21 protein-coding genes and 1 pseudogene are annotated in these 23,589 nt (G+C 52.6%); 8 read left to right on the top strand and 14 right to left on the bottom strand.

Annotated features, from left to right (window positions below):
* The 3 genes and pseudogenes from Q4E40_RS18655 to Q4E40_RS18645 all read left to right on the top strand — a co-directional run.
* A pseudogene (locus Q4E40_RS18655) lies at positions 1-285 on the top strand (ATP-binding cassette domain-containing protein); the annotation flags it as partial.
* Between the two features lie 103 nt (positions 286-388).
* Entirely contained in the window at positions 389-907 is a 519-nt protein-coding gene (locus tag Q4E40_RS18650; protein ID WP_303414329.1) for a hypothetical protein, read from the top strand.
* Between the two features lie 5 nt (positions 908-912).
* Entirely contained in the window at positions 913-1,113 is a 201-nt protein-coding gene (locus tag Q4E40_RS18645; protein ID WP_303414327.1) for a YwbE family protein, read from the top strand.
* A 118-nt stretch (positions 1,114-1,231) separates the two neighbouring features.
* Here the strand turns inward: Q4E40_RS18645 and radC are convergent, their stop codons facing one another.
* Positions 1,232-1,957, bottom strand: coding sequence for a RadC family protein (gene radC, locus Q4E40_RS18640; RefSeq protein WP_425475182.1), 726 nt, complete (start codon positions 1,955-1,957; stop codon positions 1,232-1,234).
* Positions 1,958-2,121: 164 nt separating this feature from the next.
* On the opposite strand from radC, the gene Q4E40_RS18635 reads away from it, so the two are divergent.
* The 4 genes from Q4E40_RS18635 to uvsE all read left to right on the top strand — a co-directional run bounded on the left by Q4E40_RS18635 (position 2,122) and on the right by uvsE (position 6,288).
* Positions 2,122-3,357, top strand: coding sequence for a metallophosphoesterase (locus Q4E40_RS18635; protein ID WP_303414325.1), 1,236 nt, complete (start codon positions 2,122-2,124; stop codon positions 3,355-3,357).
* Positions 3,358-3,698: 341 nt separating this feature from the next.
* Positions 3,699-4,463 (top strand): hypothetical protein, encoded by a 765-nt coding sequence (locus Q4E40_RS18630; RefSeq protein ID WP_303414323.1) that lies wholly within the window; start codon positions 3,699-3,701, stop codon positions 4,461-4,463.
* A gap of 203 nt (positions 4,464-4,666) precedes the next feature.
* The gene (locus Q4E40_RS18625) at positions 4,667-5,314 is read left to right on the top strand and encodes a carboxypeptidase-like regulatory domain-containing protein (RefSeq protein WP_303414321.1); all 648 of its coding nucleotides are present in this window, start codon (positions 4,667-4,669) and stop codon (positions 5,312-5,314) included.
* An 80-nt stretch (positions 5,315-5,394) separates the two neighbouring features.
* A complete protein-coding gene (gene uvsE / locus Q4E40_RS18620; RefSeq protein WP_303414320.1) occupies positions 5,395-6,288 on the top strand; it encodes a UV DNA damage repair endonuclease UvsE in 894 nt (297 codons plus the stop codon).
* Positions 6,289-6,294: 6 nt separating this feature from the next.
* Here uvsE and Q4E40_RS18615 read toward each other — a convergent pair whose 3' ends face one another.
* The 3 genes from Q4E40_RS18615 to Q4E40_RS18605 form a co-directional block, all read right to left on the bottom strand.
* The gene (locus tag Q4E40_RS18615) at positions 6,295-6,792 is read right to left on the bottom strand and encodes a DUF4112 domain-containing protein (protein ID WP_303414318.1); all 498 of its coding nucleotides are present in this window, start codon (positions 6,790-6,792) and stop codon (positions 6,295-6,297) included.
* Between the two features lie 56 nt (positions 6,793-6,848).
* On the bottom strand, positions 6,849-7,067 hold the full coding sequence (locus Q4E40_RS18610) for a hypothetical protein (protein ID WP_303414317.1): 219 nt from the start codon (positions 7,065-7,067) through the stop codon (positions 6,849-6,851).
* A gap of 560 nt (positions 7,068-7,627) precedes the next feature.
* Positions 7,628-8,020 (bottom strand): hypothetical protein, encoded by a 393-nt coding sequence (locus tag Q4E40_RS18605; protein WP_303414316.1) that lies wholly within the window; start codon positions 8,018-8,020, stop codon positions 7,628-7,630.
* A 244-nt stretch (positions 8,021-8,264) separates the two neighbouring features.
* Here Q4E40_RS18605 and Q4E40_RS18600 point away from each other — a divergent pair, with 244 nt between their 5' ends.
* Positions 8,265-8,417 (top strand): hypothetical protein, encoded by a 153-nt coding sequence (locus Q4E40_RS18600; RefSeq protein ID WP_303414313.1) that lies wholly within the window; start codon positions 8,265-8,267, stop codon positions 8,415-8,417.
* Between the two features lie 136 nt (positions 8,418-8,553).
* Here the strand turns inward: Q4E40_RS18600 and Q4E40_RS18595 are convergent, their stop codons facing one another.
* The 10 genes from Q4E40_RS18595 to Q4E40_RS18550 all read right to left on the bottom strand — a co-directional run bounded on the left by Q4E40_RS18595 (position 8,554) and on the right by Q4E40_RS18550 (position 23,471).
* Positions 8,554-9,849: a sugar MFS transporter gene (locus Q4E40_RS18595; protein ID WP_303414311.1), complete on the bottom strand. Its 1,296-nt coding sequence runs from the start codon at positions 9,847-9,849 to the stop codon at positions 8,554-8,556.
* Between the two features lie 124 nt (positions 9,850-9,973).
* Entirely contained in the window at positions 9,974-12,319 is a 2,346-nt protein-coding gene (locus Q4E40_RS18590; RefSeq protein ID WP_303414309.1) for a glycoside hydrolase family 20 protein, read from the bottom strand.
* Between the two features lie 141 nt (positions 12,320-12,460).
* Positions 12,461-14,434, bottom strand: a complete 1,974-nt coding sequence (gene nagB, locus Q4E40_RS18585) for a glucosamine-6-phosphate deaminase (protein ID WP_425475184.1) — start codon at positions 14,432-14,434, stop codon at positions 12,461-12,463.
* Positions 14,422-15,675: an ROK family transcriptional regulator gene (locus Q4E40_RS18580; protein WP_303414306.1), complete on the bottom strand. Its 1,254-nt coding sequence runs from the start codon at positions 15,673-15,675 to the stop codon at positions 14,422-14,424. The genes nagB and Q4E40_RS18580 overlap by 13 nt, the downstream gene beginning before the upstream one ends.
* 490 nt (positions 15,676-16,165) lie before the next feature.
* Positions 16,166-17,374, bottom strand: a complete 1,209-nt coding sequence (locus Q4E40_RS18575) for a C40 family peptidase (protein WP_303414305.1) — start codon at positions 17,372-17,374, stop codon at positions 16,166-16,168.
* Positions 17,375-17,457: 83 nt separating this feature from the next.
* Positions 17,458-18,723, bottom strand: a complete 1,266-nt coding sequence (locus Q4E40_RS18570) for a DUF819 family protein (protein WP_303414303.1) — start codon at positions 18,721-18,723, stop codon at positions 17,458-17,460.
* Positions 18,724-18,829: 106 nt separating this feature from the next.
* A complete protein-coding gene (locus Q4E40_RS18565) occupies positions 18,830-19,903 on the bottom strand; it encodes an aminotransferase class I/II-fold pyridoxal phosphate-dependent enzyme (protein ID WP_303414300.1) in 1,074 nt (357 codons plus the stop codon).
* Positions 19,903-20,922: a dipeptide epimerase gene (locus tag Q4E40_RS18560; protein ID WP_303414298.1), complete on the bottom strand. Its 1,020-nt coding sequence runs from the start codon at positions 20,920-20,922 to the stop codon at positions 19,903-19,905. The genes Q4E40_RS18565 and Q4E40_RS18560 overlap by 1 nt, the downstream gene beginning before the upstream one ends.
* Positions 20,923-21,176: 254 nt before the next feature.
* Entirely contained in the window at positions 21,177-22,526 is a 1,350-nt protein-coding gene (locus Q4E40_RS18555; RefSeq protein ID WP_303414296.1) for a D-alanyl-D-alanine carboxypeptidase/D-alanyl-D-alanine-endopeptidase, read from the bottom strand.
* 30 nt (positions 22,527-22,556) lie between these two features.
* Complete coding sequence (locus Q4E40_RS18550; protein ID WP_303414293.1) at positions 22,557-23,471, bottom strand: N-acetylmuramoyl-L-alanine amidase; 915 nt, start codon at positions 23,469-23,471, stop codon at positions 22,557-22,559.
* Positions 23,472-23,589: the final 118 nt, after the last annotated feature.

The raw sequence follows: 23,589 nt of genomic DNA, 5'->3' as shown, positions 1-23,589 counted from the left end.
CTTTCAGGTGGAGAACGAAGGCTGGTGGAAATTTATGCAATTGTAAAATCGGCCTCGCAGTTCGCCATGCTGGATGAACCTTTTACCCATCTGAATCCTATACAGATTGATAAGGTAAAGGACTTCCTGTCAGAGGAAAAGCAAAACAAAGGGCTGCTCATAACCGACCACATGTTCAGACATGTTTTGGAAATTTGTGACACTTTATACCTGCTAACGGATGGTAAGACGCACTTGGTACGTACTGCCGAAGAGATTGAGGCACTTGGCTATGCCAGGGTATGACCCATGCTAATAAAGCCTAAAGTATACTGATGCGCCTCAGCCCGGTACGTTATAAACTGCAACTAAATACAAAACAGAAACCTACACAAATAAAACACTCCCCATGAAACGACTCATCTTCTCTCTCTTACTCGCGGGTTGCGGCCTGCAGGCCTTCGCGCAACAAGAGCTGATACACCCCAAAGAGCAGCGAAAGCAGGGGCTGGTGCTGCAACCGCAGCCTTACATCCAGATAAACGGAAAGCAGGTCGTGCAGCCGAGCCTGGCGCTGATCAAAACTGAGAACATAGAAAGCATCGACGTGCTGAAAAACGAAAATGCAACAGGCCTATTCGGCGACAAAGCGAAAGACGGCGCCATCCTCATCAAGGTCAAGTCCACGGCAAAACTGGCCAACTTGCAAGACATCTATACCCAGTACCGTATACCTGCGGCTCAGCAAAACCTGAAAGTGGTGATCAATAACCAGGTTGTAAAAGACACCAACCTGATACTTGCTAACCTGGAGCAGATCGACACAGTAGAGGTTGTGAAGCAGGACATCATAGCGCCAGTGCGCTGGAGCCTGAACGACGAAGAGGAGTTCCTGCACATCATCTCCAAACCCCAAAACAAACAATAAACCTAATGGACGGCACTAAACGCAGCAATATTAAGATAGGCTCGCACGTGAACATCGTGCTCAAAGAGGATCAACGCACCGGTAACCTGACCGAGGGCTATGTAGAGGCCATCTTAACTAAATCACCTAACCACCCGCACGGCATCAAAGTAAGGCTTGAAACAGGAGAGGTTGGCCGCGTGAAGGAAGTTTTGGAAGAAGATTAAATTTTAATGTCATTTCGACCAGAGGGAGAAATCTGAAGTATTAAAATTCAGAATCCAGATTTCTCACTAGCGTTCGAAATGACATTATTATTTTCTCTTAACTCTCAAACTCCTAAACTCACAAAAGTCCCTCATCAGCAAAGCTATAGTAATCGCTATCAGTGAAGATGATGTGGTCCAAAATCGGCAGGTCCAGGAAAGAACCGGCTTCCTTCATCTTCTTTGTAAGAGTAATGTCGGCGGCGCTGGGCTTGGTGTTGCCGCTCGGGTGGTTGTGCACCAATATGATGGAGCTCGCCAGCTGCTCTATGGCCTTTTTAAAGATCATCTTTGGGTCGGCCACAGTGCCGGCCACTCCCCCGCTGCTGATGCTCTCCTTCTTCATCACCACGTTGGCGCGGTTGAGCAGAATCACCCAGAACTCTTCGTGCGGCAGGTCCAGCAGTTGGGGCTTAATGTAGTTGTAGATGTCGGTGGAGCAGGTAATGCGTGTTTTGGCAGCCGCGGCGGTTTCTTTGCGGCGTCGGCCCAGTTCAAGCGCACTCACAATCGAGATGGCCTTGGCCTCCCCTATACCCGGATGCTTTGTCAGGTCTTTAACAGACAGCCTCGCCAGTTCATTCAAATCGTTTCCTACGGCAGCCAGAATAATTTTGCCCACATCCACAGCAGTTAGCTTCGTCGTACCCGAACCGATCAGGATGGCAATCAGTTCGGCATCGCTCAGGGCGGCTTTGCCTTTGAGTAGGAGCTTTTCGCGCGGACGGTCTTCTTCGGCCCAGGTCTTGATGTTGAGGCTGGTGGTGTCGTATGCCAAAAGTGCAGACGTGGCTTCTTCTTTCACTGCGGTACAGATTTTGTTAGGTATAAGATTGTTAAGTGAATCTGTTTACACTAAAAATAGTTCATGCAACAGGGGCTGTTTGCCTGCCTTTTTTTATAGTAACCTACAATTTTTAAAACCTGAAGCTGCCATCGGCTGTTCTGATGCAGCACCAACCACATACCATGCAACGATACTTTTCGATAGGAATAGTCATTTTCATCCTGTTCCTGGTGGACCTTTATGTCTTCCAGGCCGTTAAAACCGTCACCCAAAGCCTTTCTGCCAGCACCCAGCGCATTATCGATATCTTGTACTGGGCTGTGTTTGCCATCACGGTTGTCACCTTCGCGCTCGCCTCGTTCACGCGCGGCACCCCGCCTGATGCTTACAAAACATACCTGGCCAGCACGCTCTTCATCATTTTCGCCTCCAAACTGGTGGTGGTGCTTTTCCTTTTTGTGGATGACACCCTGCGCCTGGGCAAAATGGTGTTTAACAACGTGAGTAGTGGCGAAACAACCTTTGACCCATCGCGCAACAAGTTCCTGAGCCAGATGGGACTTATGGTGGCGGCAGTGCCATTCTCGGCCTTTATTTACGGCATGGTGAAAGGCGCCTACGACTACCGCGTAAAACGCGTCACACTGCGCTTCCCGAATTTGCCAGCGGCTTTTGAGGGCTTCAAAATGCTGCAGATCTCCGACCTGCACACAGGCAGCTTTACCTCCACAGAGCCCTTGAAAGAGGCTGTCAATCTTATTAACAAGCAGGAAGCCGACCTCGTGTTCTTCACAGGCGATATTGTCAACAACGTGGCCAAAGAACTGATGCCGCATGTGGATACCCTGAAGGAAATCCGGGCGAAGCAGGGCGTGTTTTCGGTGCTCGGCAACCACGATTATGGTGACTACGCGAACTGGGAGAGCCGCGAGGAGAAGACGCAGAACCTACAGACCTTGATAGACACGCAGCGCAGCATGGGCTGGGACGTATTGCTGAACGAGAACCGCCGCATTGAGAAAGACGGTGCGTATATCTCGGTGCTGGGGGTGGAGAACTGGGGCAACCGGGCGGGCTTCCCGAAATACGGTGACCTGAGCAAAGCCTATACCGGAGCAGAAGACAGTCCGTTTAAGGTGCTGCTGTCGCACGACCCTTCGCACTGGGATGGCGAGATCAACCAGAAGTACAACGACATCGACCTCACCCTGTCGGGCCATACCCACGGCATGCAGTTCGGGGTGAACATACCGGGCCTGAAATGGAGTCCGGTGCAGTATGTGTACGAGCAGTGGGCCGGCCTTTACAAACGCGGCAGGCAGCACCTGTACGTCAACACCGGCCTTGGCTTTATCGGCTATCCGGGCCGCGTGGGCTTCCTTCCCGAGATCACCGTGTTCGAGTTAAGAAAAGCTTAAGCGTATTTCCTGATCTTTTAAAAACGAAGAGCCGACCAGATGGTCGGCTCTTCGTTTTTAAGGCCAGCCCTTCATATCTATTTTGTCATATTTAAGGTTCCCCATACCCTAATCTATCGGAATGTATGACACAAAAAGTCAAAAGCCACATCACAACGCACCAGAGGCCTTTCAAGCTCAGTAAAAGCATTGCACACCCACCTGACGGATCACCTCAAGGTATACACCCTATAAACCTATCATACCTTTCGTCGTAAAACATTAGCACAGACTATATTTGTTTTATACTATTTTAAACAGACAGGCTGTGATTTGAATGTTCAATTTAGAGTATTTAAGAGATGAAAAAGGTATTTTATTCAATCGCTATAGTGAGTGCCATGATGTTTACTTCTTGTACCGAAGATAGGGGCAAGACGTACGAAACAGCTGATTCAAATAATGACGAAAATGTAAACCAAAGCAATATCAGAGGTACTGACGCAGCCATGGGCACCACCACGGACATGTCGAACTCTGGTGACATGGCCATGGCCAACTCCGATGCCGCCTGGCGCAGCAACGCAACACGTATTGCCGGCCAGATGGCGACAGACATGCGCCTCGATACCACAACCCAAAACCGCGTGGAGCAGGTGCTGTATGAGCGGGAGCGTCGCCTGAGCGAGCTGGAGTTCAACTACAACGAAACCAACCGAATGGGTGGACAGGTAGCGGAAGACGTGGACAATATGGCTACTACTGAGAAAAAACGCTATGACAGGGATGGCGGATCGATGACCGATACGCGTGGCAACATGAACACAAACACGCAGAACAACACGACTGCCGCATCCAATCTGGATACACAGCGTGAACAGATCATGGAGAAAACTGACAATGAATTACAGTCGATCTTAAGCAAGGAGCAGTACCGTCAGTACCAGGAAAAACGCGCCAACTACTGGGGCATGAGCAATGACGGCACCAACCAGCTCGATAACGCTGGTACCAACCAGAACCAAAATCAGCAGAACAGCAACAATCAAATGAATAACTCCGGGACCAATAAAAACAAGCCCGGCACTACTACAAACTCTGGAAATAACACGAACAAAAACCAGTAATTTTTATCAACGTATAACTAGTTTGAAAGCCTGTAGCGCCCGTAGCTATGGGCTTTCGCTTTTTAAGCCTGTTTTCGCCAATTTTTTGTAATTTAGCATCATGCCGTGCTGCTGTTATTTATTTCGGCGCAGGCATACTTTTAAGCCTTTTCCGGCGTATTGACATTAACCCTTGCCACTGCCGAGGTGGCCTCTGCTGTAACATGCCCTTACACCCGCTGCGACTACTTCTTCTTTCTGCCCTGTTACTGCTGGGCACACTGCCGGCCCTGGCGCAGCGCAATATCCGCGTAAGCGGCACCGTGTTCGAGTCCGACAAAACCACACCCATACCTGGTGCGGGCGTCATACGCTTTGGCACCACCCAGGGGGTCATCTCCGACGAAGAGGGCCAGTTCCTAATCGATATCGACCAGAACGACACGCTCCTGATCCGCGCTGTTGGCTTCAAGCCCATGCTATACCTGCCCCGCAATCTCCCTGTTTCGGAAATTCGCGTGAACATTGTGCTGCAGCCTGATAACGTCATGTTAGGGGAGGTGCAGATCACCAGCCGTCCGTCAGAAGAAATGATACAGCGGGCCTTGCGCAACATGAAAAAAGAGGAGCCGGAGTACGTAAAGCGCAAAGGCTACCGACCTGAGCTGGAGCCCGGCCCTCCGCCGCCGCCTGCTGCCCCTACCCCGCTTAACCCTATTTCGCTGCTGTATGACATGTTTTCCAAGGAGGGCAAGCAGAACCAGAAACTGCAGCAACTGCTCATGATCCAGGATCTGAAGCGCCGCATAGAAGAGAAGAAGAAATACAACAGCCTCTTTAAGGACAATACGGGCTATGAAATAGAGTACTAAAATGTACTTTCTGGCATCCGGTTTTCGGCAAAACAATCTGCTGGTGCGTAGGTTAAGGTATAGCCATACCTCTATACCTTATGAAGATCGGATACCCCTGCATCAACCAGACACTGGACTGTTCCTCCTCCCGCACATTTCGGCTAGCCTCCTACTCCGAGGAGCGCCTGATACAAACTGTAGAGCAAAACCTGAGCTGTTTGCGCCGCATCCTGGAATTTAACGTGGAGAATGGCCTGCACTTTTTCAGGCTTACTTCCGACCTGGTGCCTTTTGCATCGCACCCTGTCAACACCTATAACTGGCAGGAGCATTTTAAGCTGACCCTGCGCCGGCTCGGCGATTACATCAAGCGGCATAACCTACGTATTTCCATGCACCCCGATCAGTTTGTGGTGCTTAACTCCCCCAACCCCCAAACGGTGCAGAACAGCATTGCCGAACTCGTCTACCAGGGCAGTATCCTCGATCTGATGGGCCTTGACTCCACCGCTAAACTGCAGATACACGGTGGCGGAGCCTATGGGGATAAGGAATCAGCGCTTAATCGCTTTGCGGAGGTATACCACACTCAATTATCCGATGCCGTAAAAGCCCGCCTGTGCGTTGAGAACGACGATCGCACCTACAGCCTCACCGACTGCCTGGTGCTGCACGAGCTCACGGGCATGCCCATCATCTTCGACAACCTGCACCACGAGTGCGTGAACAACGGTGAGCCCATGCGCGAGGCGGTGATGCTAGCGGCCCAGACCTGGCAACCCGAACGTGACGGCATCCTGATGGTGGACTACAGCGCCCAATCGCCGGGGGAGCGCAAGGGCAAGCATGTGCAGAGCATCGGAGAACAGGCGTTTCACGATTTCCTGGCAGAGACCGAGGACATCGACATGGATATTATGCTGGAGATAAAAGACAAGGAAGCCAGTGCCCGGAAGGCCGTGGCGGTGGCAAAGGAACTTGGTCGAATATAGCCTGCTTTAGAACCAACCCTGCACCAGTTGATAGCCATAGGTCAGCAACTCCCATAGCGCCCAGATCAGCAGAATGCCTATCACGACGATCCCGATGATGACGCCCACGATGATTTTTTTGCCGCTACCCTGGTACTTGCCTTCTTCGTAATGTGCCCGCAGCATGCGCACGTTGCGCTCGTTAGCTTTAAAGGCAAAGTCGAAGATATTGCCAAGGATGGGAATACTGCCAAACAGGGTGTCCAGTGCTATGTTGAGCAGCATAAGCGTCACCATCTTTCCGCTGGCCCCGTGGCGGGCCATGGTCAGGATCAGCATGGCCGACACACCAAACGAGGCCAGGTCACCTACCACCGGGAAAAGTCCCAGGATAGGGTCCATGCCGAATCGCCAGTTGGTACCCGGCAAACGGAACTGGTTATCCATTAGGTGCGTGACCCGGTCCACCCATTTCAGGTTTTCGGTTCGGGGGGTGCGGGTATAGTGTGTTTTTGCCGTTTCCATAGCTGCCTATACGCAACATGCAAACAAAAGTAGCAGCCCCTCAGCAGGGCGCAGATCTACCAGTCAGCAGTTCTGCGTTTGGCCACTTTGTTGTTCCTGGGGGTATAAGACGATTTTGACTTCCACTTTTTGTTCACCCTATCCGGCTTTCCTTTCACATAGCGCATGCTGCTGTAATCGTCCACCACAATGGCGTGGCTGCTGCGGCTGAAAGAAGAGCATGACGCAAGGGTGCTTACCAGAGCGATGAGGAGGGTAAATCTTAAAAGGGCCATAAGATTCTGAGTGTTTGGTGAGTATCGAGTATTGAATATAATATATATACCTATATACTTCAAATATTGTTCAGTTTATACATCGATTTATACCAAAAACAACAAGGTCATTCTTCGCAGCTTTGGCTTCACGAAGGATGACCTTGTCGTTTACTCAGAATTGGCTATTGAACTGGCTTCAGATTCAGCACTACCTTAATGTAGTGGTTCATCTTCAAGTACCCTTATAATGCTTAAACGGCAGTAAGGTCCAGGGTATGAAGCAATTCGTTCATAGAAGGGTTTTCAGAGTAAGGGCTTCCAAGTTTATAGTTTGTTGTTCATCGCCTGGAAACGGCATACGCAGCTATACCCCACACAGCGCTGTATAGGATATTCCCTAAAAATAGCCCTTTACATTTCATAACACAGGACATTTATACCTAGCAAGGTTTTGTATATACAAATCGGGCTATTATCACGACCAAGCTCCGATCGCGTGCCTGCTGCAACAAAATAGGCGGGTCCTTTCGAGAACCCGCCTATACCTGGTGTTACACTTTCTTGATTAAAGGGGCTACTTACTTCTTGCCGCCCTTTCCGTTACCGTGCTTTCCACTATTCCCCTTGCCCTGGTTGCCTTTTCCTTTGCCTCCGTTGTGGTGATTGCCTTTTCCCGGTTTGCCCTTGGGCGCAGCCTGTTTCACATTCGCATTGTTGTTATTCACAATGATAACGGTGTTGCCACCTTTGCCCTGCTTGTGCTTGGTGTGGCCTGGGTTAGTGGTACGCGGGTGGTGCGGATTGTTTGTGTTCTTGGTCCAGCCCTTTTTGTAGCCTTTGTGCTGCCCGGCTTTGCTGTCTTTAATAATAACTACCTGGCCGGTATTGCTGTTTTTCTTGCGGGAAGTAGTGCATGATGCCATCGTGGCGACAGACAGTACAACCAGGAGTAAGAGTCTAAGGCGTTGCATGTTAAGTTTAATTTATGATTTTGAGAGTTAAAGCCTGTTTGGCAGGCACAAATGTATGTATTCACCTGCATACCTTGTTATGCCGATGCCTGTATTTAGTGCAATTATTTTAAAAACTTAAGTATCCATGGCTTCTGTCCTATAAAAATTATTTAGCGCTTTGGCAGCCTGGCCTCAACTTAGCTGAAGGCGGCTCCGTAATAACTCAAGTGCCAACCTCCTGGCATCATAAACTTGAGAAGCCATGCTGAACAGACTTTATGGGGTGCTGCTGCTGACCCTGCTCATTCTCGCCTTAGTTTCATCCTGCGAAGACAACAAGGCGCAAGCTGTAGCCACACCGGAAGCAACAACGACCGCGGCTGCAGGAACAACAACCTTGCCAGATACTATATAGTAAAGCGCTATACCTGCACTTTGCTTGCGCGCCAGCCTTTCAGAAGGTGGCAACACTACATTCCTATACCTGCTAAAACAGTGACAGGAACCTCCGCAAAGAGGTTCCTGTCACTGTTTTGGTATGGTGCATAATTCTATTTTGTTCTGATCTTATGACCAGCCGTCGCATAGTACAGGATGAACAGGTAGCAAGGCACCATGATCCAGTAAGCTTGCTGCGGGTTGATCGAGTCGGCCAGGGCACCGTAGATAAGTGGAAGGATGGCGCCACCGGCTATACCCATGATAATGAGCGAAGAACCGATCTTGGTAAAACGACCCAGGTCTGCAATCGCCAGCGGGAAAATAGCCGGCCACATGAGCGCATTGGCAAGACCCAGCAACGCAATAAACAGCACCGACACAAAACCGCTCGTCATGATGGCAGCAATAGTAAAGAGGATACCCAATATAGCGGATATCTGCAGGGCTTTGTCCTGACGGATGTATTTCGGGATAGTAGCCACGCCCACAAAGTAGGCCACTACCATCGCTCCCAGCGTGAATGAGGTGAAGAACTTCGCCGTGGTGAAAGGTATACCTTGCGCGGCACCGTAACTCACGATCGTATCACCGGCCATTACTTCTACCCCCACATACACAAACATGGTGAAAGCGCCCAGCAACAGGTGCGGGAACTGCAGGATGCTGGTCTTGTTTACGTTAGCGGCAGCCACCGTTTCACTTTCCTGGTCAGTGTCCACTTCCGGCAGCGATGAAAAATAGATGACAATGGCCAGCGCGATCAATGCACCCATGATAATCAGGTAAGGCATGATCACCTTGGAGGCCATCACATCCAACTCAACGGCTTTCTCGGCCGCACTCATCAACTCCAGCTTGGCCACTACCTCGTCGGCATTCGAAAGCACGATAGCACCCAGGATGATGGAGCCCAGCACGCCGCCGATCTTGTTGCTCACCCCCATGATGCTGATGCGCTTGGCGGCACTCTCCAACGGCCCGAGAATCGTGATGTAAGGGTTAGAAGCCGTTTGCAGTACTGCCAGGCCCGTTCCCTGCACAAAGAGGCCGATCAGGAACAACTCAAGCGTACGGGTAAGAGCGGCAGGCACAAACAAGAGCGCCCCGGCTGCCATCACCAGCAAACCTACCGACATACCTTTCTTAAAGCCCGTCTTTTTGAGCACCCAGGCCGAAGGTATAGCCATCACGAAATAGGAGATGTAGAACGCGAACGCCACCAGGTAAGACTGGAAGTTGTTGAGCTCCAGTGAGATTTTAAAATACGGAATCAGGATGGCGTTGAGCCAGGTGACGAAGCCGAAGATGAAGAACAGGGCACCGATGATGATGATCGGACGCATGTACCCACCAGAAGCATTCTCCTGCCCGGTTTCGCTGTTTGTGGAAGGGGCTACTTTAGTCATGTTAAGTTTAGGTATAGATTAGGTGCAAATCTGTTTCCGGTGGTTTAGCACAGGAATAAGGGTACAATATAAAAATTTATCTCGCTTATAGCAGGTGTTATAACCTTAAAATTTGACAGACACCTTACTCCACGACGATCTCATCCAGCATCAGCCAGGTTTTCTGCCCGGCAGACGGATATTTGTCTGGACTCACGCCTACACTTCGCACCTTCACTTTCACAAAGCGGGCGCGGGTAAGCGGGATCGTGGCAGCCACTTCGTGGGTCGTGATGCCCTCTGCGCCCAATGGGTTCGGGTCGTCGATCGTATCCACGGTCACATAGCGGTTGCCATCCACCGATAGGGCATACTCTACCTGAACCGGCAGGAAAATGCGGTAGCCGATGTTCTGCATAAAATTGGTGCTCAGCCTTTTGATCGGCTGCTCTTTCCCCAGGTCGATGATCGCCTCCACGTCTGTTCCCAGGAAGCCGGTCCAATGGCCATCGTACTGGTCGGTCGAGCCTTTCAGACCGTCTACCAGTTTGGATTTATTGGCAAAGCTCTGGTCAGCCGGAGTTGCAAGCGTAATGCGCTTATTGAAGCCTTTATGCGCCTCAAACGTGCGGGTGCTCACTTTACCAACCAGCTTGCCGTTTACAAAAGAGCCCGCCTTGATCGTGGCTGTTTTGCTAAGCGGAAAAGGTGCCTTGTATACCTGCGAGTTCTTGTTGGGTTCCGATCCGTCCAGGGTATAGTGGATGCTTACATCCGCTGCATCCGTCTCAAAGGTCACGGTGGCACGGTTACTAACTGTATCTATTTGCAGTTGCTGTTTTACGTTGAAAGCGCTCCGGGCATAGTTAACACCCAACGCATCGTAACGCTTATACTGCTCTGTCATCCTGTTCTGGAAGCTCTTCCAGTCTTTCAGTTTGACAGGCGTCCACAACACTTCGCTCAGGGCGGCTATGCGCGGAAACACCATGTACTCCAAGTGCTCTTCAGTAGAAACATACTCGGTCCACATGTTGGCCTGTGCGCCCAGGACGTACTTTTTCTCTTCGGCTGACAATTCGCTTGGCGTTGGATCATAGGCGTATACCTTCGAGAGCGGGTTATACCCATGTATGGTGGTCGGCTCGAGGTCGCGCTCGCCCTGGTAGTAGTCAAAGTACAGGGGTGTGCCCGGAGACATCACCACGTAATGTTTTTCTTTAGCGGCCGTTATACCTCCTTTGGTACCGCGCCACGACATTACGTAAGCGTTCGGTGCCAGGCCGCCCTCCAGAATCTCGTCCCACCCGATGATGATGCGGCCGTTCTTGTTGGCAAACTTCTCCATGCGCTGCACAAAATAACTCTGCAGTTCGTGCTCGTCTTTCAGGCCTTCGTCTTTAATGCGCTTCTGGCATTTGGGGCACACCTTCCAGCGTGTCTTAGGCGCTTCGTCGCCGCCCACGTGAATCACTTTGCTCGGAAACAGCGCCATCACCTCCGTCAGCACGTCTTCCAGAAAGGCAAAGGTCTGCTCGTTGCCGGCACAGAAGATATCCGGGAAAATGCCCCACTTCGACTCCACTTTGTGTGGACCTCCGTTGCACGAAAGCTCCGGATAAGCCGCCAGCGCAGCCAGCGCATGGCCCGGCATTTCGATTTCAGGCACCACATTGATGAAACGGTCCTGTGCATACTTCACCACGTCTTTTATCTGCTCCTGGGTATAGAAGCCACCGTGACGGCGCTTGCGGTAGGTCTGCGGCAGGTCCCAGTAGTGGCCGATCAGGGTGCTGTCGCGCCAGGCGCCTACTTCGGTCAGTTTCGGATATTTCTTGATCTCGATGCGCCAGCCCTGGTCATCGGTCAGATGCCAGTGGAAGCTGTTCATCTTGTGCATGGCCAGGTAGTCGATGTACTGCTTCACGAACTCCACCGAAAAGAAATGGCGGGTCACATCCAGGTGCATGCCGCGCCAGGTATAGCGGGGCTTGTCCACGATCTGAAGCGCAGGTATAAGCGCCGAGCCTGTTGTTTTCTGAGAAGGCAGCAGCTGACGCACGGTCTGTATACCTAGAAAAGCGCCGTGCGCTTCTTTGGCAGCCAGTGTTATGCGGCCTTGTGTTACGCCCAAGGTATAGCCTTCTGCGCCTAGTGTATCATTCTCTGTCTTCAGCGTCAGGTAGATCAGGTTGGTCTCTTTTTTCTTCGGCTTTTTCTGGATCACCTCCGGCCTGTGACCGATTGCCCCTTCGATGTGCTGGGCCAGGAACTCGCCTACGCGCAACAGGTCAGCATTTTTAGGGTCCACGTATACCTTGGTGGAGGGCTGTACCAGGAAGCCTCCTTTCTGGGTAGTCAGCTTCACAGGCTGTGGGATCAGTGACAGCGACTCTGGCTTTACCTGCGCCTGTGCCGGGGAGAATGTAGTTATGCCTGCCGTGCAGACAAGTGAGAGCAAAAGGGTAAGAATATTTTTTCTGAAAGTCATGTCAGAAACGCGTGTTTTAAGGGTGTTGGTTATGCCTAAATGCGTTGCAGTGGCGGCTTGTATTTTTCAGCCTGGAGGATAAAAAAAAACAGCTAAAACAAAGCTAAGCAATTTGCTTCGTTTTAGCTGTCATTGTTTAAACTAGAATTTCCATTTCACGAAGGCTTCCATCGCTTCGTAGTTGGCCAGGCCCAGGTCATCGTAGCTCTTGGCGGTCTCCCGGTTGCGCTCCTCGGCACGTACCCAGAACTCGCGGGCATCGTCGCCCGGGAACACCGGATAGTCTTTCTGCGACTGGTGCTTGAAGATGGCGTTGCGCTTGCGTTCCACTTCCTGAGGAGACAACGGCACGGCCATCTCGATCTCGTGGGTGGCGAACTCGTGCCAGGCGCCGCGGTACATCCACAGCCAGCAATCCTGTGCCCACTCCTCGGTTTCGCGCAGGCGATTGAGGGCGGCCATCACGATGTTGAAGCAAACGATGTGCGTACCGTGCGGATCGGCAAAGTCGCCGGCGGCAAACACCTGATGCGGCTTCACTTTCTGCAGCAACTCGATGGTCAGTTCCACGTCAATGTCAGTCACCGGCTTCTTCACGGTTTTGCCTGTCTCGTAAAACGGCAGCGCCATAAAGTGGATGTGATCATCGTCTAGGCCGGCATAGCGGGCGCCGGCAATGGCCTCGCTCTTGCGGATGAAGCCCTTCACATCGCGAATTTCCTGGGTGTCGAGCTGGTTCGGCTGCTTGTTTTCCAGGAAGCTGCGCATGTCTTCGTAGATGTTCTCCAGGTGATCCGTCTCCTGGCCGATGCTCTGGTTGAAGTCGATGGCAAACTCCATGTAGCGCAGCACGTCATCGTCCCACACGGCCGTGTTGCCGGAGGTCTGGTAAGCCACGTGCACGTCGTGCCCCTGGTCTACCAGTCGGATGAACGTGCCACCCATCGAGATCACGTCGTCATCAGGGTGCGGCGAAAAGATTACTACGCGCTTGCGGGCAGGCTCGGCACGCTCCGGACGACGTCTGTCATCGGCGTTCGGCTTGCCACCCGGCCAGCCGGTGATGGTGCTCTGCAGTTTGTTGAAGATATCAATGTTGATTTCGTAGGCAGTACCTTTCTCCGTGATCAGCTGGGCCATGCCGTGGTTGTTGTAGTCTTCCTCGGTCAGCTTCAGTATCGGCTTCTTCACGGTCTGAGACAGCCAGATAACCGCTTTCTTGATTAGGGTGTCATCCCATACGCAATCCTTCACCTGCCATGGCGTGTTGAAGCGGGTCAGCTCGGAAGCCGCATCCTGGTCCAGCACAAACTCCACGTTATCAGACAGCTGCAGGTAAGTGGCCGGCACGTCACCGGAAATCTCACCTTCCACCGCTTTCTTGATGATGGTTGCTTTTTTGCCACTCCAGGCCATCAATATAATTTCGCGGGCTTTGAAGATGGTACCGATGCCCATCGTGATGGCTTTGCGCGGCACGTTCTCCTTGCCACCAAAGTCACGGGAAGCATCGCGGCGGGTCAGGTCGTCGAGCGTTACCAGACGCGTACCGGAGTTGGGTGCAGAGCCCGGCTCGTTGAAACCGATGTGGCCCGTACGACCGATGCCCAGCAGCTGCAGGTCCAGGCCGCCTACCGACTCAATTTTGCGCTCGTAATCCAGGCAGTAATCGTGTATTCTCTCCAGCGGCAAAGTGCCGTCCGGTATGTGGATATTGTTTTTGTTGATGTCGATGTGATCGAAGAGATTCTCGTTCATGAACGTGACGTAGCTCTGCACGGCCGTCGGCTGCATCGGGTAGTATTCGTCCAGGTTGAACGTGATCACATTGCGGAAGCTCAGCCCTTCTTCGCGGTGCAGGCGTACCAATTCGGAATATACCTTTACGGGTGTGGCACCAGTGGCCAGACCGAGCACAGCCTTTTCGTTACGTCCCTGTTTATACCTTATCAGTTCCGCGATACGCTGCGCCACTTTCACGGAAGCGACATATTCATCGGAGTAAACGGTTACCGGAAGCTTTTCAAAACGGGTTTCTTCCAGAAGATTTAATCGTGCCATTTTATTTGTGCTATAATGTGATGTTGTGTTTCGTTGTTCAGTTATTTCGTTGATTCCATGCGGTGCTCAAAAATGCGCTCCATTACCGTGGCCACCGGCCCCAGTATACCTGCCTGCGCTCCCAGTTTGGACAGGGCAATTTCGGTGCGTTCGCGCAGCTGCGTCATGCAGTACGTGTTGATGGATTGCTGGATCGGGGTAGTGATATACTGCCGGGCCTCGGCCATTTTGCCACCGATAATGATCAGCTCCGGGTTGTACAACTGGATCAGCATGGCGATGCCTTTGCCCAAGTTGCGGCCTGTTTCGGCGAGTATGTTAATGGCGTACTGGTCGCCTTCGTGGGCAGCCTGTATAATGGCCTGCGGCTCAATTTTCTCCGGCTCCTGCCCCGACAGCGCTTTTAGCAGCGTGTCCTGCCCGGCCTGCAGCCCTTCGCGGGCCATACGGGCCAGGGCACTTCCCGAGGCCACTGTCTCCAGACAGCCGCGCTTGCCGCAGTGGCATAGCACGCCGTTTTCTATAAACGGAATGTGGCCAAACTCACCTGCAAACCCGGAGGTGCCCAACCGCAGCTTTCCGTCCATGATGATGCCCAGGCCAATACCCCAGTCCAACGTGAGCACCAGCACATCGCGCTTGCCCTGCGCGGCGCCGAAGCGGTACTCGGCCAGGGTGATGCTTTTGACATCGTTCTGGATATAAACCGGTTTGTTGAACTTAAGCGCCAGCAGATCCTGCAGCCGTGTTTCGTCCTGACCGGTGAGCAGATAGGTATAGCTGTCGCCTTCGCGTGAAGAAACAAGCCCCGGCATGCTCAACCCGATGCCCATCAGTTTATCCGCGTCTATACCTGCCGAAAGCACTAAACTATTGGCATGCTGGTACAGCGCCTCAATAGCGCTAAGATCCCTGGAAAGATGTAAGGGGAAGGTATGGGTACCGGTGATGTTGTTGTTCGTGCCGTCGAAAATGGCCATGCGGGTGCTGAACTTTTCCATTTCGATGCTCAGTACGAAAAGTGAGTTGTTCCGCAGGCCGTACAGCTCTGGCTTACGCCCTCCCACCGATTCGCCTCTACCCTGCTTTTCAACCAATCCATCAGCCATCAGCTCGTTGAGCAACGCCATGGAAGTTGGCGAACTGATGTTAAAGCGGTTGCAAATATCGGCGTTGGAACGTGCGCCCTTGACATACAGGTGCCGCACAATCTTGATTTTCTGAAGATGCTTTTTCCGCTCGACGTGGTTCAACTTCTCCAGATACCCTTCTTCCATCGCCAGGAATGCGCCCATGCTGTCAGTTTTGGTGTGATAATATAAAGTACGAGGATTAACTGTATATAAGCAAGTTACTTTAACTATTTTTTTATGAAAGTGTTTACCAATTATGTAAATTTTAGGTAAATAATGTGGTTTTGATAAAATTCTTAGAGAAACTTGGTTTGTTTTCGGGCAAATCCACTCCCCTATACCTGTAACTAAGGTATACTAATCTGTTAATCGCGCTTCGAGTACGTATCTTTCTACCAACAACCTTATCCAAGGAAGTACAATCTATTACCATCCTGTAGAGAGTTTGCTACATGTATGGTGTCCTCCCACTGCGGCTTCGGGCTAAAAATCGGGAAGCCGGAGACAGCCGGAAACCCCGGCCTCTCCAGTCGAAAGGAATTTGGGTTAACGCGGCATCCACGAAGATTCCGGATTTCCCCCGCTGGCTGAAACGACAATAAAAAAAGGCAGTAGCTTGCGCCACTGCCTTTTCATTTGGCAATGCTATACCTTACTCGTATAAAGGTTTTTCGCGCAAATCCACCAGCGTGGCTTCCGGCGATATGCGCTTGGCACGCAGGAAACGAGCTAGCTCGGAAGCATCATGATTTTCGGCTGATGGGTTCATGCTGTTGATGCGCACGCGGCCGGCGGAGTGAATGAACTCCTGGTTACCACCAATCCACATGCCTACGTGCACCACGCGCTCCGACTTACCGTCTTTGGCAGGTACGCCAAAAAACAACAGGTCGCCCGGACGCATTTCATCCCAGCCTTTATCCGTGTTCACCAACTCGCCGATATGCACCTGCTGCGACGCATCGCGCGGCAGCACCAGGCCGTTCATGAAGAAGATGGTTTTGGTAAAACCGCTGCAGTCCATTCCTTTCACAGAAGTGCCGCCCCACAGGTAGGGCATACCGAGCATCTCCTTGCTGGAGGCTACCAGGTTCTCTTCCGTCGGCTTGCGGGTAGCCACCCATTCCTTGAAATCCATGGCTTCGGCAGCAGGCACAAAGCCCGTGCGGCCGTCGGGGAAGCCAACTTCGTAGTAATCTTTTGCTTTGCTTTTCAGCACCATCACGTCGCCGTACACCATGTCTGACACAGTTGTCGCATTTTTGTCTGCCTTGGCATGCGCGAAGCCATAGGTTTTGGTATAGATCAGCTTTTTGCCCTGCTGCCACTTGTTAAAGGCGGTCTCATCCATCAAGGCGATGCCACCATAATCCACCCAGGCGAGGTATTTGTCCGGGGTCTGCACCAGGTACCAGCCATCATCCTTTTTCCATACCTGCAGCGGCGTGCCCATTGTGGCCTGCGTGGCCAGTTCGGCCGAGTGACGCGGCTGCGAGCGCAGGTTAGCCACCGAGATCGTTACGATGGCGTGGTGTTTCCCGCCAAGCCCGGCTTCCGGCAATACCTGTATGCTGTCTACAAACGACACGTTGGCCGCCTGCAAACGCTTCACCAATTCCGCTTTCGCCTCGGGCATATTGGTTTCGCCACGCAACACATCCCCCTTGGGCTCCACGGTAAACAGCGCTACCCGCTTGTCGGGGGCAAACTGTTGCCGCACAGCATCAATGTGTGTTTTGGCCGGGGAAACGGGCGCTTCGGCATTAGCCGCTGGGGCGGTTTCGGAGGTGGTGCTCTGTGTGCCCGTGCAGGAAGCAAGCACTAGCAGAAGCAGCAGCACAAAAGGATTCTTCTTGATCATAGTATCGGTTTTTAATCGGCTGCCAACGCCAGGGCCTGACAGCGGCATTATTCACTAAACATTAATCTTTCTATAATAATTCGCTACTGGGGCGCCACCATTTGCATAAGCAGGGCCGAGATGTAAGCGCCATAGGTGCCCACCGCATAGCCTAGTATCGCCAGCAGTACCCCCACCGGGGCCAGGGCCGGATGAAAAGCACTGGCCACAATCGGCGCAGAAGCCGCACCGCCCACATTGGCCTGGCTACCCACTGCCAGAAAGAAGAAGGGCGCCTTCACCAACTTGCCCACGATCAGGAGCAACAGCATGTGTATCGAAATCCAGATGATGCCCACCAGGAAAAGCCCCGGCTGGCTGAAGATGGCTGCCACATCCATTTGCATGCCGATGGTAGCCACCATGATGTAGAGGAACAGGCTGCCGATGCGCGACGCACCTATCCCTTCGAGTTTACGGGCCCGTGTCAGCGACAGCAACATGCCGAAGGCGGTGGCCAGCACGACCAGCCAGAAGAATTTGGAGGTCAGGCTGAACTGCTCCAGGTATGGCGCGTTCACTTCAATCCAAGGCGCTATGATATCGGCAAAGAAATGGGCCAACCCCGTCATACCCAGGCCTACACCCACAATCTGGACGATATCGGTCAGCGTGGGAATCTGCATGATGCTCTTGCGGTAGCGCTCCACTTTGTTTTTGAGGTCATTCACCGCTGAGTTATCCGCTTTGAAATAAGCGTCTATCTTTTCTGACCTGCCGGCTCCGAACAGGAGCACCGCCATCCAGATGTTGGCGACAATCACATCCACCGCAATCACAGCGGAGAACAGGTTCGGATTCGGTTTGAACACCTCGTACATGGCCAACTGGTTCGCGCCGCCGCCAATCCAGCTACCCGCAATGGTGGACAGCCCGCGCCAAACAGCGTCAGGTCCCGCCCCTCCTACAATTTCGGGTGCAAAGGTCGACACGATGAGAATGGCCAGTGGGCCGCCAATGATGATGCCGACAGTGCCGGTAATGAACATCAGGCCTGCTTTGTGTCGCAGCTTCCAGATTTCTTTCAGATCCAGGCTGACCGTGAACAGCACCAAACTAGCCGGCAACAGGTAACGGGAGGCCATCTGGTACAGGCCAGACTGCTCACCCGAGATGATGTTGAGGGAGTTGAGCAAACTAGGTATAAGGTAGCATAGCAGAAGCGAAGGCACGACTGTGTAGAATTTCTTGAAGGCAGTGCGCTCGCTGGATGCGGTGGTAAAAATGACGGTCAGGATTAAGACGAGTATACCCAGCACAACGGCATCGTTGGTGATGAGAGGTGCTGTGGCGGTAGTGGTTTCTTCCATGTAATGCAGGCTTCCCTGTTCAAGGGTGTTTGGGTTAGGTTTTAAGCTTTTTAAAATGTAATCTGAATCTTTTGGATGCTGTAATGACGGATAGTCGCGGGCTCTTTTAAAACTGGTCTCCTGTAAACTGATTGATCAACCCCGTTAATCGCTGAATATCCTCTTCCCGGTGCGCACTGCTCAGAATAACCCTTGTTATCGGGTCGTCGGCAGGCGTTGGGTAGCGGAAGCTTGAGATGATCACGCCGTGCTCCTGGAGGTATGCCGCCAACTGGTGTTCGTGCACCCCGAAAACCGGATACCCTTCAAAGTAACTGAATTGCCCGGGTCGCTCCAAATGCCCGAGGAAATAACTGATATTCGCAAACAGCTTCTGCCGGGCTTCCCGGAACACAGGTTCGCATTTCAGAAAGGCATACAAGAAGGCAGGTATAGCCGGCGATGCGCCACCAAAATAATGGCTATGCCGCAGCCTGTCGACCAGGGCTTTATCCCCCAGCACGACGCCGGCAGGTATACCCAGGGCTTTTCCCATCGAGCTGGCTACCACCAGCCGTACGTTCGGCTGCAGACGGGCCTTCAGCTGCGCGAACACACCTGCTCCGTCCTCACCTGTCACCCCGAAACCATGCGAGTCATCCACGATCAGCGTGATTTGCTTGTCAGTGGGCAAAGCGCTGAGCCAGCTGAAACCGTGGTTGCGGGCCTTGAGTGGGTCGAGGGAATTGCAGACCAGGATGAGGTGATCTTCCTCCGCAGCATTTACCTGCTGCAGCATCGGAGCCACCCAGGCGTCGTAATCGCCGGTGACTTCGTCGGCGGTGCTACGCCAGATGGCCGGGTGCGTGTTGGGAGCGTAGATAAATCGTCCGCTCCCTTGCAGGGTCTGCACCAGCGCCTGCCCCGCCAAATAACCTGACGACATGGTAAAAGCCGCCTCGGCGCCCGTATACCTGGCCAGGTACTCCTCGGCTTCCTCAAACACCTGCAGCTGCAGGTTGGAATTGCGGGAGCTGGAGTAGTTGGTGCCGTAGCGGGCCATCCCCTCCAGCACACAGTTCCTGAAAGCCTCGTTAACAGGTATACCCAGGTAGGAGGTCCCGCTAAAGAACAGGAACTCCTCCCCGTCTACCACCAGGGTGCGGCCCGGCAGTTGGTCTGTGTATACCTTGTTGGCCATTATGCGGTCAGGATAACGCCTGTGCCGTTCACGTTTTCGCTGTAGCTCACTTTGCCGTAGTCGATGGTTACGCCCTTGGCGATGTCTTTGCTCAGCAGCAGGGCGCCGTCCATGTCCACGTAGTCGAGCATCGGCAGTAGCTGCGCGATGGCCGAAATACCTACGCTGGACTCAGTCATGCAACCCACCATTACTTTCATGCCCAGGCTCTTGGCTTCGGCGATCATACGACGGGCAGGCGTGAGGCCACCGCATTTGGTTAGCTTAATGTTCACGCCATGGAACAGGCCGTGGCACTTGGCTACGTCAGCTTCGGTGATGCAGCTTTCGTCGGCGATCAGGGGCAGTTCGGAGCGCTTGTATACCTCTTTCATCCCTTCCAGATCGTCGGCTTTCATCGGCTGCTCGATAAACTGCACGCCCAGTTCCTTCAGTTGTTTTGAGTTTTCGATCGTCTCTTCCACACCCCAGGCGCAGTTCGCGTCCACGCGGAAAATGGCATCGGTGTGCTTGCGCAGCTCTTTGATGATGGCCACGTCTTCTTTCGTGCCTAGCTTGATCTTGTAAAGCGGCCAGGGCATTTCCTGCAGCTTGTTTACCATGCTTTCGATGGAGGCGATGCCGATGGTATAGTTGGTGAGCGGCATGTTGTTCGCCTCCAGGCCCCAGATTTTGTAGAGTGGCTGGCCTTTCATTTTTCCGAACAGGTCGTTGGCAGCCAGGTCGAGCGCACAAAGGGCAAAAGGATGATCCGCCAGGTGCGGCTGCATCTGCGCCCAGAACTCCTCCGGCGAAGTCAGCTCTGTCGACTCGATCTTTTCGCGGATGTTCTCCAGCGCTGCGGTCATGCTCTCGATGGTGAAGCCGTAGTACGGATTACTGGTTGCCTCGCCATACCCTTTGTGCTCGCCGTGCTGCAACTCCACAATCATAGTTGGCTGCACATCGCGGGAGTCGTAGGAGATGGTGAAGGTATGCCGCAGCGGCAGGTCAAAAGAGCGTATCGTTAGTTTCAACATGGTGTTGGTTTGTAAGGTATAGGTTAGGTATGATTCTTAATTGTTGATTGTCACTTGTTGTTTAATTGCCCACGCTCGCCTCTGGCGAGTGTGAGCAATTAAGTGGCGTCCCGCTAATAGTATATTGCTCTTCCGGATTTCCGAATCCGGAAGCAGACTGTTGGGGATTTCTTAATCCCCTTGTCTTGTCAAACGCGGATTACATATCCGCAACAGTTGGATCTCGGATTGATAAATCCGAAATAGCCTCCAGCTTAATACTTCTCGTGCACCTCCGTCATGATGCGCTCCATGGCACTTCTTATCTCAGACGAAGATGTTTTAAAGTTGTTATTCATAAAGCTGTACATCAAGAGTTTTCCGCTCTTCGTGATGATATACCCGCTTTGGTTGTGTACGTGCGCCAGCGTTCCCGATTTGCCGAACACGTAGGGCACGTCTGCTTTGTAGATGGTACGGAAAGTGCCCGGTCTGCCGCCCACGGCAAGCATAGGCAGCAGCTTTTCCCTCGGGCGCTCAGCATGCAATTTCTGCAGAAGCGCGATGATGCTGCGCGGCGTGAACATGTTCATCGAAGAGAGGCCCGAGCCGTCGATCCATACCGGCGCGTCCGGCAGGTCAGACAAGTAATTTTGGACAGCGTACTTGATGGCGCGCTCGACTGAAAGCGTATCAGAAAAAGTACCGGAGCTCAGCATCATCAGCTGCTCCGCCATCAGGTTGTCGCTTACCTGCAGCATGCGTTTGAACACGGAATCGGCCGGCAGACCGTACAGAATCTGGCCACCCGCAGGTATAGGACGTTTCACTAGTTTAACGGAGCGTTTCAGGGTGTCGGCCAGGAGCTGCACGGTGAGTTCCGGTGAGGTGATAAAGGGCACTTCCTGCGAGAAGGCGATCGAAGCCCGTTTGGGGTTATAAGCAATGTCGTTCGCGCGCCAGGCTCTGCGGAAGGTATCGCGGTGTGCGTTCTTAGTAGTGTCCGGCTTCACGTGTTTGGTAAAAATGGCCGGTGTCGTAGTATAGGCGGAGGTGCTGTCTTTTTTGAATTTCACGATGTTGCCGTGGATCGGGAAGGCGCTGCGCTCCGGCTGGTAATAATAGTTGTAGTCGTCCCATCCCCAGTTGGTGGCGAAGGGTGTGCTCGTCATGGGGGCCTCGATATAGTAGAGTTTCTCCTTGCGGTTTTTCAGGAAATCGTAGGCGATGTTGTTCTGCAAATCCATGTGCGTGAAGGTCGGGTCGCCGGTGCCCCAGAAAATCAGGGAGTCGCCTTTGGCCACGTACTTGAGCGCAGGTATAGAGTCGCCCAGCATTTTGGAGGCCGCATAGAAGGTAAAGAGCTTCGTGTTGGAAGCCGGCACAAAGTACTTATCGGCATTGTGCTCAACCACCGCCTTACCCAGCTCCGGGTCATACAGCACAAAGCCCACAAAGCTTTTCTGCAAAGCCGCCACTTCCATCACCTGCCGCTGAATCTCCGCCGGTCCGTAAGGTGCAGGCGCCTCCGCCACGGGTTTAGCAGCGCTACAGCCGAGCAGGAAAAGCAGGCTGAGGCAGGGTATAAGTTTTAAGGTATAGCGGGTGAGTAGCGGCTTGGCCATAGTTAAAGAGCTTGAGTTTAGTATCTCAATTTACAAATACTTCTGATACAGGTTATACAGAATCAGCTTTTCATCCTCGGTTAGTGGGCTGTTCACATCGTTCTGGATAAAGTGGATTTTGAAAGCCCGCACGGCAGCCTCCGGATTACGCACATCATACCCAATGATGCGCAGTGCGTCGAGGGGATTGAAGTTATCGGGCAGCGTATATTTTGGCACGGTCTCCATCACCAGCAAAGGCGTTGTGTCATTCTCCCCGCCTACTGAAACTTCGCGCAGCACTTGCTCTTTGTCCAGCACATCCTCGTCGAACCATAGCCCAAAGCCGTTGTCGGCCAGCGTCTTCCACGGGAATAGCGGGCTCGGGTCTACTTTGCGGACCGGCGCGATGTCAGCGTGGCCAATGAAGTTTTCGGCAGGTATACCGTGCTCTTTTTTAAGCTTGCCGAGAACGGCGATCAGGCTGTTCACCATCTCCTCCGGGAAGGGCTCGGAGCCGTTGTTGTCGAGCTCTATACCGATGGAAGAAGAGTTGAGGTCGGTGTTGCTGCCCCACCGGCTGTTGCCGCCGTGCCAGGCGCGCATGTGGTCGTGCAGCATCTGGTATACCTTGCCATCGCGCCCGATCACGTAGTGCGAACTCACACTGGTTTTAGGCATGGTGAAGGTTTTCAGGGTATGCTCGGTGGAGTTCTGCGCCGTGTGGTGGATAACTACAAAATTAGGCTTGCGCAGGTTGAAGTTGGTGGTGCCCACCCAGTAATCGCCTTGCGGATAGGTATGCTCGCCAGTGGGGGCTGCAGGTATAGCCCGCAGTGATTTGGCGTAGGCTTTGGCCTGTTTTTTATACGACTTGTTAGTAGCGGCGTAGGGGTTGGTGGCGCAGCTTGCCAGAAGGCCGCAGCCTAGTAATAGTGTAAGTGCTTGAGTAAAAATTCGTTTCATTCTGTGTTTACTTGTTCAGTAAATATATAAAATCAATTTGGCTATACCTGTTGGTTTATGATGCCGCTGTATATCCCGCAAGTTTAGCGTCAACGCAACTTGTGGTTAGACATGATGG

Source organism: Pontibacter coccineus (assembly GCF_030546575.1).
Classification (GTDB): Bacteria; Bacteroidota; Bacteroidia; order Cytophagales; family Hymenobacteraceae; genus Pontibacter; species Pontibacter coccineus.
This window is presented reverse-complemented; position numbering and strand designations above follow the sequence as displayed.